The sequence below is a fragment of the Mesorhizobium sp. B2-4-18 genome, assembly GCF_006441385.1.
Lineage (GTDB): Bacteria > Pseudomonadota > Alphaproteobacteria > Rhizobiales > Rhizobiaceae > Mesorhizobium > Mesorhizobium australicum.
The window spans coordinates 84,794-99,433 of sequence record NZ_VFUW01000017.1; the positions used below are offsets into that span (position 1 = coordinate 84,794).

Annotated in this window: 17 protein-coding genes and 1 pseudogene; 5 read left to right on the top strand and 13 right to left on the bottom strand. The window is 59.8% G+C overall.

The genetic code is table 11. The features are described from left to right. The first annotated feature begins 49 nt into the window (after window positions 1–49). Both plsY and FJ527_RS29965 read left to right on the top strand, forming a co-directional pair. On the top strand, window positions 50–637 hold the full coding sequence (plsY, locus tag FJ527_RS28245; RefSeq protein ID WP_015317748.1) for a glycerol-3-phosphate 1-O-acyltransferase PlsY: 588 nt from the start codon (window positions 50–52) through the stop codon (window positions 635–637). Further along, complete coding sequence (locus FJ527_RS29965; RefSeq protein WP_348642632.1) at window positions 634–765, top strand: hypothetical protein; 132 nt, start codon at window positions 634–636, stop codon at window positions 763–765. Before plsY ends, FJ527_RS29965 begins: the two co-directional genes overlap by 4 nt. Window positions 766–811: 46 nt before the next feature. Here FJ527_RS29965 and FJ527_RS28250 read toward each other — a convergent pair whose 3' ends face one another. From FJ527_RS28250 to FJ527_RS28260, 3 genes are read right to left on the bottom strand one after another with little or no spacing between them, the layout of a single operon-like run. Further along, window positions 812–1,675, bottom strand: coding sequence for a hypothetical protein (locus tag FJ527_RS28250; protein WP_140824597.1), 864 nt, complete (start codon window positions 1,673–1,675; stop codon window positions 812–814). Window positions 1,676–1,677: 2 nt separating this feature from the next. After that, complete coding sequence (locus FJ527_RS28255) at window positions 1,678–2,625, bottom strand: hypothetical protein (RefSeq protein WP_140824598.1); 948 nt, start codon at window positions 2,623–2,625, stop codon at window positions 1,678–1,680. Between the two features lie 39 nt (window positions 2,626–2,664). Next, window positions 2,665–2,904 (bottom strand): DUF6471 domain-containing protein, encoded by a 240-nt coding sequence (locus FJ527_RS28260; protein ID WP_140824599.1) that lies wholly within the window; start codon window positions 2,902–2,904, stop codon window positions 2,665–2,667. A gap of 103 nt (window positions 2,905–3,007) precedes the next feature. On the opposite strand from FJ527_RS28260, the gene FJ527_RS28265 reads away from it, so the two are divergent. Further along, a complete protein-coding gene (locus tag FJ527_RS28265) occupies window positions 3,008–3,991 on the top strand; it encodes an IS1595 family transposase (protein WP_140824600.1) in 984 nt (327 codons plus the stop codon). Between the two features lie 9 nt (window positions 3,992–4,000). Here FJ527_RS28265 and FJ527_RS28270 read toward each other — a convergent pair whose 3' ends face one another. The 5 genes from FJ527_RS28270 to FJ527_RS28290 form a co-directional block, all read right to left on the bottom strand. After that, window positions 4,001–4,351, bottom strand: coding sequence for a hypothetical protein (locus FJ527_RS28270; protein ID WP_140824601.1), 351 nt, complete (start codon window positions 4,349–4,351; stop codon window positions 4,001–4,003). 191 nt (window positions 4,352–4,542) lie between these two features. Continuing rightward, a complete protein-coding gene (locus FJ527_RS28275; protein ID WP_140824602.1) occupies window positions 4,543–5,448 on the bottom strand; it encodes a hypothetical protein in 906 nt (301 codons plus the stop codon). Between the two features lie 80 nt (window positions 5,449–5,528). Then, a complete protein-coding gene (locus FJ527_RS28280) occupies window positions 5,529–5,762 on the bottom strand; it encodes a hypothetical protein (RefSeq protein WP_140824603.1) in 234 nt (77 codons plus the stop codon). Beyond that, complete coding sequence (locus FJ527_RS28285; protein WP_181166520.1) at window positions 5,759–6,079, bottom strand: hypothetical protein; 321 nt, start codon at window positions 6,077–6,079, stop codon at window positions 5,759–5,761. The genes FJ527_RS28280 and FJ527_RS28285 overlap by 4 nt, the downstream gene beginning before the upstream one ends. 56 nt (window positions 6,080–6,135) lie before the next feature. Beyond that, window positions 6,136–6,561, bottom strand: a complete 426-nt coding sequence (locus FJ527_RS28290; protein ID WP_140824604.1) for a hypothetical protein — start codon at window positions 6,559–6,561, stop codon at window positions 6,136–6,138. 58 nt (window positions 6,562–6,619) lie between these two features. Between FJ527_RS28290 and dprA the strand changes: the two are divergent. Next, a pseudogene (dprA, locus tag FJ527_RS28295) lies at window positions 6,620–7,672 on the top strand (DNA-processing protein DprA); the annotation flags it as partial. 6 nt (window positions 7,673–7,678) lie between these two features. On the opposite strand, the gene FJ527_RS28300 reads toward dprA, so the two are convergent. From FJ527_RS28300 to FJ527_RS28320, 5 genes are all read right to left on the bottom strand, one after another. Continuing rightward, the gene (locus FJ527_RS28300) at window positions 7,679–7,891 is read right to left on the bottom strand and encodes a hypothetical protein (protein WP_015317746.1); all 213 of its coding nucleotides are present in this window, start codon (window positions 7,889–7,891) and stop codon (window positions 7,679–7,681) included. Then, complete coding sequence (gene otsB / locus FJ527_RS28305) at window positions 7,891–8,691, bottom strand: trehalose-phosphatase (RefSeq protein WP_140664179.1); 801 nt, start codon at window positions 8,689–8,691, stop codon at window positions 7,891–7,893. Before otsB ends, FJ527_RS28300 begins: the two co-directional genes overlap by 1 nt. Beyond that, entirely contained in the window at window positions 8,691–10,466 is a 1,776-nt protein-coding gene (locus FJ527_RS28310; RefSeq protein ID WP_140616347.1) for a trehalose-6-phosphate synthase, read from the bottom strand. Before FJ527_RS28310 ends, otsB begins: the two co-directional genes overlap by 1 nt. A 106-nt stretch (window positions 10,467–10,572) precedes the next feature. After that, on the bottom strand, window positions 10,573–12,735 hold the full coding sequence (locus FJ527_RS28315; protein WP_140616516.1) for an amylo-alpha-1,6-glucosidase: 2,163 nt from the start codon (window positions 12,733–12,735) through the stop codon (window positions 10,573–10,575). Between the two features lie 45 nt (window positions 12,736–12,780). Then, a complete protein-coding gene (locus tag FJ527_RS28320) occupies window positions 12,781–13,842 on the bottom strand; it encodes a glycosyltransferase family 4 protein (RefSeq protein WP_015317742.1) in 1,062 nt (353 codons plus the stop codon). A gap of 178 nt (window positions 13,843–14,020) precedes the next feature. Here FJ527_RS28320 and FJ527_RS29485 point away from each other — a divergent pair, with 178 nt between their 5' ends. Next, complete coding sequence (locus FJ527_RS29485; protein ID WP_181166521.1) at window positions 14,021–14,506, top strand: hypothetical protein; 486 nt, start codon at window positions 14,021–14,023, stop codon at window positions 14,504–14,506. Window positions 14,507–14,640 lie beyond the last annotated feature (134 nt).

A 14,640-nucleotide genomic window follows, 5' to 3' on the forward strand; every position in this document is an offset into this window, starting at 1 on the left:
GCGGTAGCCATGCGACTTCAGGCATGGTTGGGGGAACGCGGGGGGAACAATGACTTACGGCCCAATCCTGGCGCTGGTGTTCGGCTATCTGCTGGGCTCGATTCCGTTCGGCCTGCTGCTTACCCGCGCGGCCGGCCTTGGCGATGTGCGCAAGATCGGTTCAGGCAATATCGGCGCCACCAATGTGCTGCGCACCGGCAACAAGGGGCTTGCCGCCGCGACTTTGCTGCTCGATGTGCTGAAAGGCACGGCCGCCGTGCTGATAGCAAGCCATTTCGCGCCTGAAGCCGCGATCTGGGCTGGTCTCGGCGCCTTTCTGGGCCACCTGTTCCCGGCATGGCTCGGCTTCAAGGGTGGCAAGGGCGTCGCCACTTATCTCGGCGTGCTGGTCGGCCTTGCCTGGCAAGTCGCATTGATCTTCGCTGTCGTATGGTTGGTGATGGCTTTCCTCTTCCGCTACTCATCGCTGGCGGCGCTGGCTGCTGCCGTGGTGGTACCGATCGCGCTTTATTTCCTGAGCACGCCGCAGATAGCCATTCTGTTCGTGGTGATGAGCATCATTGTCTTCATCAAGCACCGAGAAAACATTTCGCGACTGATTGCCGGCTCCGAAGGCAAGATCGGAGCCAAGGGGTGAGCGAACCGGCCGCCGGGCCGCGTCTCACCGATCGCCAGCGGCTGAGCTGGCTGCGGCTGATCCGCACCCAGAATGTCGGCCCTGCCGGTATTATGGCGCAAACGCCACGGGCGCGGCGAAGGGACTAAACCCACATGCCGGCGGGGTGCTGGCATGAGCGTCACACGGCAGTCGTCAGGAATATCGGTTTGGCGGGAACGCTTCCGCCTCGCCGCGAAGCTTGCGTCGGTCCTCGCCGTTGTACTGCTCGTACGCGACGAAGCGTCCGCTAGGCCCATGCCTAGGCTCCCATACGTAGCAGAAGCGAGTTCTCCACTTTCGATCATAGATGTCGCGGTAGTGAACCCGACCAAAAACATAGATGTCAAATCGATGCTCTTTGAGCGCGGCTTGAATGGGAACAAGCTCGGTGAGCGCGGTCTTGGAAAATTCCATACTTTGTGGATTGAGAGTGAACCGCGCCAGCGTGGTTCGCACATCTCCGGTGTCGATAACGTCTTCGTTGTTCCTGTCGAAAAAGTCATCTGGAAGGCGAGTGAAGCGGGGGGCAGCGGCCCAGTAGGCGAAGACACAAACGTCTTGCGCGGGCGTCTGTCCGTAGTTCCTGACCTTGACCGTTATGAAGTCCTTATTGACGTACCCGAATTTTCCAATGGCTTGGCGGAAACGTCTCCCTCTAAAATTGACATCCTTCAGACTGGGGATCTCAAATTCAAGCCGATCAACGCCGACATAGGCACGCAAAGTGTGCCTGGAATGCCTTCTGCCGTCCAAAACCAGCAAGGCAGTTCCAATTCCCAAAACGACAGTGAACACGGCGATGACTACCGTAGAAAGAGCGACCGGGTCATAGACCGTCCGCTCCCAGAGGGTTTCGCTTATTTCATCTTTGGGATTTTGGTCTTTGGCGGCATCGGCGGGGCTTTGCTGATTTTCTTGGACAGCAGGCGGAGGCGATTCTAGCCACCATGGATCAGCTTGAGCTACGCCAGATAGCACGAAGAAGATCGCTGTCGCTACTATGCGCCTGGCTGGCATGTTTAGCGATGACCTCTATTGTAAACGGACATTGCGCCAGCGCGATTAAACCCGCCTTTCAAGACGGGGATGAAGTCTCCCACTGCTTCATTGAGGAAGAAAACGTTGTGGTCTTCGCGATGGAAGACTGTCCTCCATTCCACCCGGCAATGAATCGTGAAGTTGGCAGTGGTCTTTGCAATTTTATCGTAAGCCTCAGTCTCCATGGAGCTATGAAGCCAAAGTATTTGGACGGACTCTTCCCCGCCGGCAGGAATGGTCATTCCTCCGCCTTCAGAGAGTTGGCTATCGATGCGGCGGCTGATTCCGATTTCGGGATTATCGCGCCACCCTTCGTTTTCCACCATCACGCTCAGTTTCGCCTTAACGAGGACACTGAAAGCCGGCGACTGCCCATTGTTTTTGATGACAGCCCAGCACCGGAAAAGGCGATCTTCCACTCCAAAGGAGGCACTGGCACACGACAGGTAGGCTTGGACTTGGGCTCTACCGATTTCTTTCGTGACGGCTACGGCGTCCAGAGCGGCTTTGGTGGACGCCTGCATGTCGATGGACTGCTGAGCGGCGTTCGCCTCAATCAGCTTCATCTGATCGTCGCCGGCCTTCCACAGCTTGTCGGTGGAACTTCTGAGCATATAGGTGAAAACGGCCAGCAGAGCGGTGAAAACGACCAGAAAGAAACCCTCATGGGCGTCGACAAAATCGATACCAGTCAGCAAGGAGGCAAGCGCGGTGTCGGCGAATTGCTCTATCTTGTCGCCGCTTTGCTTTACTTCCTTGTCCCCTTCGCTGGCATTCGTTTGTCCTACTGGGGCCGGGGTCGCTTGGGGCGCAGCATTTTCGTTTGCTGGTGCGTTCTGACTTTGGGCGGTCCCTTGCTGCTGGCTATCGTTCGATGAAGCTGACCCCGCTTGGGCTATTGCCCCAAGCGTGACCAGTACGAGAACCACAATGATCCCCCTCAACTTCCCCAAGCCGCCCCCAGAAGTCTAGATTTCTTCTAGTGTTACGCTTTCTCGACCAATAGCGGCAAGTGAGGCGAGAAAGAAATGCGCGGACATTGTTGCCCGCGCCAGCTTGTTGGCAATGCTGGCCTTTGTCTCGTTGAAGCCGTGCGCCTTCATTCGCTCAGCCAGGTCGTCATAGGTGATGTTAGCCCGCTTCAGCTCGGCTTTCAGGTGTCGCGCGGCCCGTTCGGCCCATTCCTTTTCAGTTGTTGCGAATCCCATGCGCTTTCCAATCTCGAATGTGAAGATTGGTTATCATATACGATAATTTCATGTTGACAATGATACCGCATACGATAAGCTGTTCTCAGAAACGAGAACACCTGTGGCCCAACACTTCCTCCTCTCTTCGGCAGCAAAGACCCTGAGCCTCACTCAGGTCTTCCGCATGACCGATGCGGAAGCGGAAACGGTGTTCCGCAAGGTCCGTTGGTCTGAGACGAATGGCGAGCCGGTTTGCCCGTCTTGCGGTGGTGTCGATGCTTACGATTGCCGCCGTCCGAATGGTGCCAGCCGCTTCCGCTGCCGCGCTTGCCAGAAGGATTTCAGCGTCACGTCTGGCACGCTGTTCGCGTCGCACAAGCTGCCCCTGCGCGGCTATCTGGCGGCCATTGCGATCTTCTGCAATGAAGTGAAGGGCAAGAGCATGCTCGCCGTGTCCCGCGACCTGGGCCTGTCCTATAAGGCCGCTTTCGTCCTTTGCCACAAGATGCGCGAAGCGATGGCGGAGGAAATGAAGGGCCGCACCATCGGCGGTGAAGGCAAAATCGCTGAGGTCGATGGCGGCTATTTCGGCGGCTACGTGAAGCCGGCCAACCGCAAGGAAAACCGTATCGACCGGCGGCTTTTGGAAAACCAGAGCGGCAAGCGCAAATCCGTTATCATCATTCGCGAGCGCAACGGCAATTCGTTGCCGGCGGTGTTCGGTTCGGAGGGCGCGGCGCTCTCTTGGATCAAGTCGCGGATCGTTGACGGCACGGTCGTCAACGCCGATGAAGCCGCCTCATGGAACGGTCTGCATTCGCGGTTCGAAATGAAGCGCATCAACCATCAAGAGGCATACAGCGCGGACGGCGCCTGCACCAATATGGCGGAGGGATACTTCAGCCGCTTGCGCCGCGCCGAAGTCGGCCACCACCACCATATCGCTGGCGCCTATCTGCTCCGCTACGCTCAGGAAGCGGCTTGGCGCGAGGACAACCGCCGCAACACCAATGGCGAACAGGTCCAGCGCGTCGCCGGCAATGCGTTGAAGCGCAAGCCTTCGGTTGACTTCACCGGCTATTGGCAGCGCCGCAAGGCAGCGTGAGTCGGGCCGTCAGAACCCGCTACTAGCTGCATTTGGCACCAGCCATGCATCTTGCTGGTCGTGACCTTTGGCAACGGCTTCTTTGTAGTAGCTGGTAATGCTGTCCACCGCTTGGTGGAGGGCATAGGCCGGATCGTCCCAAAAAAGGCGGCTTTGATGATAGGGACCAAGTTGTACCGGCGTCTTGATGTTGTGACTGCGCTCATAGCGAGTTTCGTCTGAAACCGGCGAGCGGCAGAGAATGACAGTCACAACGGGGCTTAAGCTGCCAACCCGAAATTTGTAAACCCCCCAAGCATCGTTTCTCTCGACAATGCTTATCGAGCCGTCCTCCAGCGCATTGTCCAACGTCCAAGCCATCCAACCTCTCCCACGCTTTACGGTGAGCATATAAGCGGTCAAAATAATAGGGCTGCGGACACATACCCGCAGCCCTAAAATTTGTGGTTATGCGTCGGCGCTAACAGCGCCGTTAAACACCAACGTCGTCGCCAAACCGCATAGCAATTCTCCCTTTGTCCGTGGATAGGTAGAACTATTTCTAACCCACTTCAAGCTGGGCTAAGGCGAAAATCGAAGGCAAACGCCCCATCATCATTCTGAGCCGGGACTATTTCCTTCAAGTTAACGACCTGTACCGATTCGCCTGCCTGCACCACTCGGTTGAAGTCAGGATCTCCAGGTTGCAGAATTTTTACGGATCGCGCGGCCAATTGGTTATGCACGTTCACCTTGAAGCTTCGCGTAAACCGCTTAATCCGTTGGCGATTTGGCTCGTCATCCGCGCGGACCCAATACGTCATCCTATACCTCACGGTACAGGGCGATTGTGGCAGAACTTGCATCTGGAAAGGCCGGTAGATTTCGTCCTCAAATTCCTCAATGGCACCAATCGATTTCCCATCCACCTTCAGAAAGCTTAGGCAGCATTTTTGACGCCCGGATGGCGCTTTCGTGCCGTTTATATACCCGATTTGCGATTGGAAGGTGACCGGAATATCGGCCAAATAGCTTCCAAAGACGAGCCCCGTTTCCTGATTTACCAAAAACAAGTTGTTGGCCTCGTCGTAGTCTATGATCATCAAGTCACGAGTGGCCTCTTGTAGGTAGGGCTCAAAAAGATCGTGCAGTTTGCCGACGATGTAATTGATATGCGGCCCTGTCTGCCTCTGGAGAAGGTTTCGAGCCCTAGCCTCAAACAACTCCTGATCTGGTCGCGCGAGGGTGACCATCGCAATAATGAGACCTGTGATGATGAAGAGAATGAATCCGCTGATCCATGACGCAAAGGCCGCCCCCAAGAAGGTCTGTACGTTGGTGGCATCCGGGACAAACATCCAAACCACAAACGTCGCAACGCCAGCGGCCACAACGCTGTAAATGACCAGTTTGCCCCGCCAATCGCTCCACGCAACGGTGCGGAAATAGTAAGCAGCTACAGAAAGCCTCGCACCCATTTTAGCCCCCCTCTTTTTGAGGGGAACCTTACACTAACATCTCCGAAAGTCAGCTATGTGAAATATACGGCTCTTGGACTTCAAACGGTACTGTTGCCGTCTGCCATGTCGGCCTCTGTTTTGGCTATGATCCGCTCAAGAACCTCAATCATTCGTAGGTTGTCATCGATGATTTCGTCGCTCAGGTTGACGAATTTGCCGTCTTCAATGGCGCGGATTTCGGCAGGGGTATCTCGCACGAATTGAATGTCGTTGCGTAGCCGCACGATCTCGGCCTTGTGGTTCGCAATCAGGTTTTCGCGCCAACCGATCATACCCGCGACTTTCGCCAACCGGCGGCGCGGGCTTCAGCCTCAGAGCAAAACCAGCGCTCGCCCTTCAGGAGGCTAATTCGCGTCTCTGAATAATATTCCTGGCCCGGAACATGATAGATGCGCTCGCCAGTGTTGTAGCTAATGTTGCCCTTGATGTTGCAACTGGTGAACTCGGGGCCGATCTGGACAGCCGCAAAGATAGCGAGCACCGTCAAGAACAGCAGAATACCAGCCCACCACGGCAACCGATCGGCGCGGCGTGGATACCGGCGGCGGTTATACCGATTGTCTGCAACGTTGCGGTAACGCTTGCCCAAAGCCCTCTCTCCCCGGAAGGGAGAATGCGCCGGTTGTGGGTTTTAGTCCAGAACGGCTAGGTTCCTGAAAGCGTCCAGCGCCTAGGCCGCCCCTCATGCACCGTCACGTCGCGGTTGTTTTTGAGCGACGCGCTCACGGACCCGTACATCAATTCGATCTCCGCCCGCGTAGGCTCAGGGACGCCCTTGGAGCGCAGCAAGGCCACGCCGATCTCTTCGGCGCTCATTGGTGCTGTAGCGGCCCTGAGAACGCCCAGAGCGGCCCGTATGACATGGCCGCGCTTGAATAGCGGGTTGGGATTGTTGCGGCGCTTGGGTGCGATGGTGCGGGCATTGAAGCCCGGTTCCAACATGTGCAGCACCGCCTCGACATGCTTCATGTCTTCGATGAGCTTCAAGGCTTGCAGCTTATTCTCTTTGATCCTGCCGCCGATTTCAGCGTGAAGGCGGAGCAAGGCGTACAGTGCGGGTTTGTGATCCATGCCCCAAATCTAGGGGCTGGCTGGTTTTAAATCCCGTGGCGTTTGCGCCATAATACCGGGCCCTGCCTCCTTTCGCGACCTGATCAACCGTTTCGGTTCGGCCGAAGTCGCGTTGGAAATGCTGCCGGAACTGATGATTTCCGGCGGCGCCAACCGGATCGTGCGCATTCCTTCCCTTGCCGAGGCCGAGGCCGAGATGGAGGCCGCGCGGCGAGTTGGAGCACGCTTTGTCGGTATTGGGGAGGCGGACTATCCGCCACTGTTGCGCAGCATGGACAATCCGCCGCCGATGCTGGCGGTCAGGGGCAATGCCGCGGTGTTCCGGTTGCCGGGTGTCGCGATAGTCGGCGCCCGCAACGCATCGCTTGCCGGCATCAAGATGGCGCGCATGCTGGCAGCCGATCTCGGACGAGACGGCTACGGCATCGTCTCCGGCCTGGCACGTGGCATCGACACGGCGGCGCATCAGGGCAGTCTCTTAACCGGTACGGTCGGCGTGCTCGCCGGTGGGCTCGACCTGCCCTACCCGCCCGAAAATGCCGGTCTGTGCGATGACATTGCGGAGCGTGGCGCCATCATCTCGGAAATGCCGTTCGGCTGGCAGCCGCGTGCCCAGGATTTCCCGCGCCGCAACCGCCTTGTCGCGGGCGCCGCTCTTGGGCTGGTGGTGGTTGAGGCAGCACAGCGCTCAGGCTCGCTGATCAGCGCCAGGCTTGCCGGCGAGATGGGCCGGTTGGTCTTTGCGGTACCCGGCTCCCCGCTCGATCCGCGCGCGGCCGGTACCAACGGTCTGCTCAAGGACGGCGCCACGCTGGTCACCGAAGCTTCGGACATTTCCAGGGCGATCCTTCCGCTGACCGGCATGCGGGCGCCTGATCTGCCGCCGTTTGAGGACCCGCCCGACTTTTCGGCCACACCGCCACCAGGCGAGAGCGACCGGGCCAAGGTGATCGAGGCGCTGGGGCCGACACCGGTGCCGGTCGACGAGATCATCCGCCACACCGGCCTGCATCCCGCCCAGGTCTTCATGGTGCTGCTTGAACTCGACCTTGCCGGCCGCCTCGAGCGTCACGCCGGTGGAAATGTTTCGCTTGTTTTCGGGGAAGGCTAACCGCCCTCAGTGGCGGCTGGTCTTTCTATCTCCGGTCTCGTCGTAATCCTGCATGTTGGCGTCAAAGAGATCCTTTTGAACAAACTGGCGCCAGACCTCATCCGCGTCCTGCGGGCGCGACGGATCGAAACTCGGCTGGGTCTCGTGCGTATTCGGCAGCGACCGCCGGCGTAGCCAAGCAGGCATGATCTCCAAGATGAGACTGGTGAATTGGGTCATCACGGACTCCTTCGATTGAAGGGATGGACCAGGCCGGTCGATCCACCCAAATTACGCTGGCTCACCGCACCCAGCCAAGCCAAAGCCTCCCCGACGTCGGCAAGCACATGGCGCGCCGCTGTCGGTCCGTGCGGTTTGATGCGGATCGACATGCCGTCCATCTCGTTCACGGCCTCGAAACCATTTTCGTCGGATGTGTCGTCGCCCAGAAACACCGGCCGCCGCCCCTCGAAAGCCGGCAGATCCAGAAAGCGCCTGATGGCCGCTCCCTTTGCTGCCTCCAGCGGCATCAATTCAACGCCGGCATTGCCGGCCAGCACCCGATATCCCGTAGGCAACCTGCCCAACGCCTGTTCGACCAGTTGCGTCGCGCGCCGCAACAGTTGCGGTGCCGCGCGCGTGTGGACTGCCAGGATCGGTCCCTTGCGCTCGATATAAACGTCCGAACTGCCCAGCTCCGCTTCGATTTCCTCGGCAAGTGCCGCAATGTCGGCCGGCTCTCCCGCTGCCTCGACCGGGCCGTCGCGGATGAGCCTGTGCTCAAGCCCATACAGCCCGGCGGCGCGCAATCTGAGCGGCTGGAAAAGATGGTCGACCGCGGCGATCGATCGTCCCGTGATGAACGCCAGAGCTCCATCCAATTGCAATTCGAGCCTCGCCAGCAGCGTACGCAATTCATCGCCGACAACCACCGCATCGGGATGCGCGGCGTGTTCGAGAAGCGTGCCGTCAATGTCCAGGAACAAGGCCCACGGCCCTGTTGGGAGCTCAGGCGCGGGCAGCTTTGGCAGAAGCGACATCACAGCGCCGCCACCCGTCTGCGATCGAGCAGCGAGATCACGTTGCCCGATGAGGTCGGGGCGGCGCCGACGGCGCGATCGACCGCAACGCGTTTGCGCAGGCGCGCGGCATCGAGAAGCATGCTGCCTGCCCACCGGTAGACATTATTGTCGCGAACGACCTCACGCATCCTTTGCATGCGCTGCCGCTGCTCTTCCGACGACATCGTCAAAGCCTGCAACAAGGCGTCGCCCATCATTGTGGCGTCGTAGGGATTGACGATCAGCGCTTCCAGCAATTCCTTGGAAGCGCCGGCGAACATGCTGAGCAGCAGGACCCCCTGTTCGTCATTGCGCGCCGCGACGAACTCCTTGGCCACCAGGTTCATGCCGTCATGCAGGCTCGTGACCAAGCAAACGTCGGCGGCCCGGTAGATTTCGTAGACCTGTTCCTGCGAATGATGTTCCGTGACCATCAGGACGGGAGTGTAGCCGTCGCGGCCATAGCGCCGGTTGAGATCCTCGGCTTGACGCAGACACTCTTCATGCAACTGTTGGTATGCGGGCAAGGTGCCGCGACTGGGTGCCGCGATCTGCAGGAAGGCGACCTTGCCAATCCATTCCGGATGGAGCCTCAGCAGCTCATCGAGTGCGGTAAAGCGATCGAGGATGCCCTTCGTGTAGTCGAGACGTTCGACGCCGACACACAGCCTGACATCGTCCGCCAGCCCGAATTTTTCACGAACATGCCGACGGCATTGCGCCACCTCGGGCAGCTGGGCCTGTCGCGCCGGCTCCCATTCGATTGAAATCGGATACGCGTGAACCAGGCTGATCTGGCCGCCATAGGAGATGGCGGAATCCTCGCGCTCGATCCTGCTCTCCAGGAAGCGGTCGACGCTGTCGATGAAGTTGTTGCAATGGAACTGGGTGTGAAAGCCGACGATCGAACTGCCCAACAATCCTTCTAGGATCTTCTCGCGCCATGGGCAGATGCTGAACACCTCGGAATTCGGCCATGGAATGTGCCAGAAGGTGATGATGATGGCTTCCGGCAGGCGCTCCCGGATCATCCGCGGCAACAGGGCGAAATGGTAGTCCTGGACCAGCACGATGGGCCGCTCGTTACGTGCCTCCGCGACGACGGTGTCGGCGAATTTGCGGTTGACCGCCTCGTAGGCCTCCCAGTCGGACGCACGGAATATCGGTCGGGTGAAGGCTATGTGGCACAGCGGCCAAAGCCCCTCATTGGCAAAGCCGAGATAATAGCCTTGCTGTTCTTCCTCGCTCAGCCAGACACGGCGCAACGTATAGGAAGGGTTTTCGGGCGGCACTTCGACGCGGTCGTTTTCGTCGACCACCAGCGCATCGGCCGAACCGCCGCCATAGGCGATCCATGTGCCCGCACAGGCGCGCGTGATCGGCTCCAGGGCGGAGACCAGCCCGCTGGCGGGTACGACCAGCTGGATGCCGTCGCCGTTGCGGTTATGGATGTAGGGTTCGCGATTTGACACCACGATCACCTGTGCATCGGGAAGTTCCTTCGCCAGAATGTGACGCAACGTTTCCGGCGACCATTGGACGAGGGCGGCGGCCGCGGATTGCCCGTTCTTTTCGAACTCCGGCAATGGGCTGCGAACGGATCCTGCTTCGAGACGGGCGAGCTTCATGTTTCTGGCCCGGCGCGCCCGTGACAGCACCACCGCGAGCGCGACGCATGAGATACCGACAATTACGAGAACGAAGAGCCACAGTGCGGCCGAGGGTACGACCAGGTACGAACTGTTGTCGGGCATTTCGAATTGATTACCTTTCAATGGGACGCGGCAGATCCACCGACAGGAACTCCAGCATCCTTGGCGTGCTGATCCAACGTTCCGCACCCGTGATGGTTCCGATTTTTCAGCTCTTGACCACCAGTGGCACCAATCCTTCATGCGCATCCGCAAGGAAGGCACCGACACGATCCCCCACGCGCTGAAACGTCAGGTCCACCGCCACATGTCCCACCGAGAGATGGCGAATGACAAGATTGTCGATGCCGATCGGCAAGTGCGGCCGGGTCACGTGAATCTCGTTCGTCCAACCGTCGATCTGTAGGCCGAGGCAGGCCTGCATGAGCATGAAGGCGGAGCCCGCGGACCAGGCCTGCGGCAGGCAAGCCACCGGATAGGCAATCGGCGCCTCGCCGGCCGAGCGCGTGAACCCGCAGAACAGTTCGGGTAGCCGCATGTTGAAATGAACCGCGGATTCGAAGGTCCCGCTCATCAACCGCACCACGCTGTCGCGGATGCCGTATCGCGCCAGCCCGGCGGCGCAGATCGCGGTGTCGTGCGGCCAGATGGAGCCGTTATGATAGGACATCGGATTGAAGAAGATCGCATCGTCCGCCAGCGTTCTCAGCCCCCAGCCGGAATGGAACGAAGCCGACAGCAGCTGGTCGGCGACCATGCGTGCGCGATCCGGATTGGGAAGGCCGACATAGAGCAGGTGACCCGCATTGGACGTGCGCACCTTGCAGGGCTGGCCATCGCCATCGATCGCCAGCGCATAGTAGCCAAGCTCTTCGATCCAGAAATGGCGTTCGACTTGTTGGCGAATGGCATCGGCGCGCAGCTCCCAATTCTCCGCCCGCTCCTCTTCGCCGCGCAGCCGTGCCAGCTTTGCCAATCCCCGAAATGCTGCAAAGACGTAACCCTGCACCTCGACCAGCGCGATCGGCCCTTTCGGAATGCGGCCGTCGGCATGGAAGACGGAATCGAAGCTGTCCTTCCATCCCTGGTTGGCAAGGCCGGATTCCGCGGCGCGCTGATAGGTAAGAAACCCTGTCGAACGGCTCGCTGTCTCGATCCACTCGGCGGCGGCGCACAGCGATGGCCAAAGGCCATCGATGAAAGCCGTGTCTCCCGTGCGGTCCGCATAGGCGCAGGCGAGATGGATGTAGAGGGGCGTCGTATCGACGCCGCCATAGTAGCGGCCGAACGGCAACTCGCTCAGCGCCGCCATCTCGCCCTTGCGGGTCTCGTGCATGATCTTGCCGGGCTCGGAATCGCTGAAGGGAGAGGTTTCGGTCGCCTGGTGCTGGGCGAGAAAGGCAAGCACGCCACGAGCCAGGCCGGGATTGAGCCAAAGCATCTGCAGAGCTGAAATCACGCCGTCGCGGCCGAAGGCGGTGGAGAACCACGGGATCCCGGCATATGGGTAAGGCCCGGTCGCCAGTTCCGTGGTGAGCAATGCCACATCGGCACGCGCCCGTTCCATCCAATCATTGAAGACGCGGCCTGAACTGTGCAGCGTTGCCCCATGCCGGCGCTTGGCGCGCATGCCGAAACGGGCGCGCGCCGCCGCGGCCCGGAAACGTTCACTTTGCGGGCGGGCCGTTGTCTTGCTCCCCACCTCCACATACAGCGTCTGGCGGCTGCGCTTGGTGACGGCAATGAAGAAATCCGCCCGCTCGGAGGTCAGTTGATCCGGGGGCTGTGAAAACGAAATGGCCGAGGTCCGTACGACCTTGTCCAGCCCTTCGTAGCGGAGCACGACCGAACTCTGGTCGATCTCGGCCGTGTGCGCGGTACCGCGCTTGGAGCGGGTCGAGCCCCGGACTTCGAACATGTCGCGAAAATCAACACCGAAGCGCAGTGACACCAAGACCGTCGAATGCTCCCGGCTATAGTTCGAGAGCGTGATGCGTTCATATAGCCTTTCCTGCCACAGAAGCCTGACCCGCTCGATATGGATCGCGCCCTGCGGAATCTGGCGGCCCGCGGCGCTCTCGATCGGCAGATTGGTCAGGTTGCTGGTGAACAGGACGTTGTCCTGGCTGAGCGATGCGCCCAGCAGCGACAACGATCGTCCGCCAACCGTCAGGCGAAATTCGGAGAGCACGCGCGTGTCGTCGCGGAAGAAGCCGTCGCCGGCGCCACGTATGTCGCCATAGGCGTCGGCGACGGCAAAGCAATCGCCATGCTTGAGAGCGTAAAGCCGATGCGGCTCCCTGGGCGCGGTTTCGTCCAGGGAAGCCAGTGCTATCGCAGGATCGAGCTTGCGCTCGTCGAGTTGGGTAATGGTCAAGAAGATTGTCCCGTGCTGGTTTCCGAACGGGTTGAAGATCTATGAGGCCCTGCTCTCTTCGTGGCCGGTGGTCAGCCGCGAATAGGCCTCGACATAATCCCTGGCCATTCTATCGGCCGAAAACCGCCTTTCGAAGGCCGTTCTTATTCGTCGCCTGTCGAGTTGCAGGAGAGCCGGCATCGAGGCGACGGCATCTTCGATGGTTTCGACGACAAAGCCGGTGACCCCATGATCGATGATCTCGGGCATAGCGCCGCAACTCCAAGCCATGACCGGGGTTCCGCACGCCATGGCCTCGATCACCGCAAGCCCGAAGGGTTCAGGCCAGTCGATGGGAAACAGCAAGGCGGCCGCATTGCCCAAAAACCGGGCCTTCTGGTCCTCGCCAATCTCGCCGACATACTCGACCCGGTCGCCATCGATCAGCGGCTGTACGACTTCCTCGAAATAGGCGCGGTCGCCATCGCCGACCTTGGCGGCGAGCTTCAGTTTCAGGCCGGTTCGGCGGGCAATCTCGATTGCCCGGTCCGGCCGCTTATCGCGTGACATTCTGCCGAGAAAAGCAAGGTAGGTACCGTCCGAACCGGCCTCGAAATCGGCCTCATAAAGGTCAAGCGGCAGCCCGTGATGGATCGTCGCCAGCCAGTTCGCGGATGCGAACCGCGCCCGCTGGCTGCGGGATATGGAAATCATGGGGAACCGCGGGAACCGGTCATAGGCTTGCGCGAGGTCCGCGTAATCCAGCCTGCCATGCGGCGTCGTCACCGTGCGCTGCGGCATATCACGAAAAAACGGGAAATGCAGGAAATGGCTCAGATGGAAATGCACGACGTCGAAGTCGTCGGCCCGTTTGCGCACTTCGTCGAGCATCGACAAATGTGCCGCGATCTCGGACTTCAGCGGACGCGGATCGAGACGAAGCGCCCTTTCGCGGCATGGCACCAGTTTGGCGGAGCTCTTCGTGTCGCCGCTGGCAAACAACGTCACCTCGTGGCCGAGATCGACGAGAGCTTCGGTAAGATACGAGATGATACGCTCGGTACCCCCGTAAAGTCGTGGCGGCACCGATTCGTAGAGTGGTGCGACATGGGCAATCTTCATGTCCCGGCGTCCCTCAATGAGCTGGTCATAGAGCCAAAATGCATCAAGGCCCGGATCGTTCCTATATCAGCGCAAGATGCGTCGAATGATCGATCCGTCCCCTGTTTGAGTAGATCCGCCGCCCTATTTCCTTCTGGTGCTGTCGACCTTGCGCTTGCGGCAGCCGAAGGAGGCCCAGATGCAGCAACCCAGGGATATCGCAGCGCGGCGCCTGAGCATGATCATCGAGCAATATGTCGAGGCCAGAAAACGGCATTTTGGCTTTGTGTCGACTGATCAGGCTGCCCGAGTGATCCGCAGAACCCTGAAGCCCGATCCTTCGGAGCCAGCGCTTTCCGATCACGACCTCGACGACATGGTCGCCGCCCTCGCCGTGAAGAACGGCCTGGCCGTCATCTTCGACCGTGGCGTGCGGGGACCGGCCAACGGCGCCGAGGCCGACCTGAACAGAAAGGAACCGATCATGCGAGCACCGACGGAGACCCCGGATGTTGCCGGCGCGGTGGACGCTATCCTGAGCGATCGCACTGCCCAGCTTTCGATGAGCGCGGTCATCTCGTTGCTGCGCGAACGGACCGGCACCAAGCGATCCGACGCGGATCTGACAGGACTGATCGCCAAGAAAGCCGCCGTTCTGGACGTGCACCTGTCAGGAGGCGTCTGAACGGTCGTTGAGCGCCGCAAAGATACATGGGCAAATCAAAAGCGCTGGCATGTCATTTGCCCTTCCCGAGAGATGGGTGACAGTTCATTCCGGATAGATGGGTTACACTTTCGGCCCTTTGCAAGGAGAGCAAG

What these genes read in the sequence shown, in the direction of transcription:
- otsB (WP_140664179.1), bottom strand. Translation starts at nt 8,691, where the DNA reads ATGTCGCTTCTGCCAAAGCTGCCCGCGCCTGAGCTCCCAACAGGGCCG.
- FJ527_RS28290 (WP_140824604.1), bottom strand. Translation starts at nt 6,561, where the DNA reads ATGGATCACAAACCCGCACTGTACGCCTTGCTCCGCCTTCACGCTGAA.
- FJ527_RS28280 (WP_140824603.1), bottom strand. Translation starts at nt 5,762, where the DNA reads ATGATCGGTTGGCGCGAAAACCTGATTGCGAACCACAAGGCCGAGATC.
- FJ527_RS29485 (WP_181166521.1), top strand. Translation starts at nt 14,021, where the DNA reads ATGCAGCAACCCAGGGATATCGCAGCGCGGCGCCTGAGCATGATCATC.
- plsY (WP_015317748.1), top strand. Translation starts at nt 50, where the DNA reads ATGACTTACGGCCCAATCCTGGCGCTGGTGTTCGGCTATCTGCTGGGC.
- FJ527_RS28260 (WP_140824599.1), bottom strand. Translation starts at nt 2,904, where the DNA reads ATGGGATTCGCAACAACTGAAAAGGAATGGGCCGAACGGGCCGCGCGA.
- FJ527_RS28275 (WP_140824602.1), bottom strand. Translation starts at nt 5,448, where the DNA reads ATGGGTGCGAGGCTTTCTGTAGCTGCTTACTATTTCCGCACCGTTGCG.
- FJ527_RS28310 (WP_140616347.1), bottom strand. Translation starts at nt 10,466, where the DNA reads ATGCCCGACAACAGTTCGTACCTGGTCGTACCCTCGGCCGCACTGTGG.
- FJ527_RS28270 (WP_140824601.1), bottom strand. Translation starts at nt 4,351, where the DNA reads ATGGCTTGGACGTTGGACAATGCGCTGGAGGACGGCTCGATAAGCATT.
- FJ527_RS28250 (WP_140824597.1), bottom strand. Translation starts at nt 1,675, where the DNA reads ATGCCAGCCAGGCGCATAGTAGCGACAGCGATCTTCTTCGTGCTATCT.
- FJ527_RS28320 (WP_015317742.1), bottom strand. Translation starts at nt 13,842, where the DNA reads ATGAAGATTGCCCATGTCGCACCACTCTACGAATCGGTGCCGCCACGA.
- FJ527_RS28300 (WP_015317746.1), bottom strand. Translation starts at nt 7,891, where the DNA reads ATGACCCAATTCACCAGTCTCATCTTGGAGATCATGCCTGCTTGGCTA.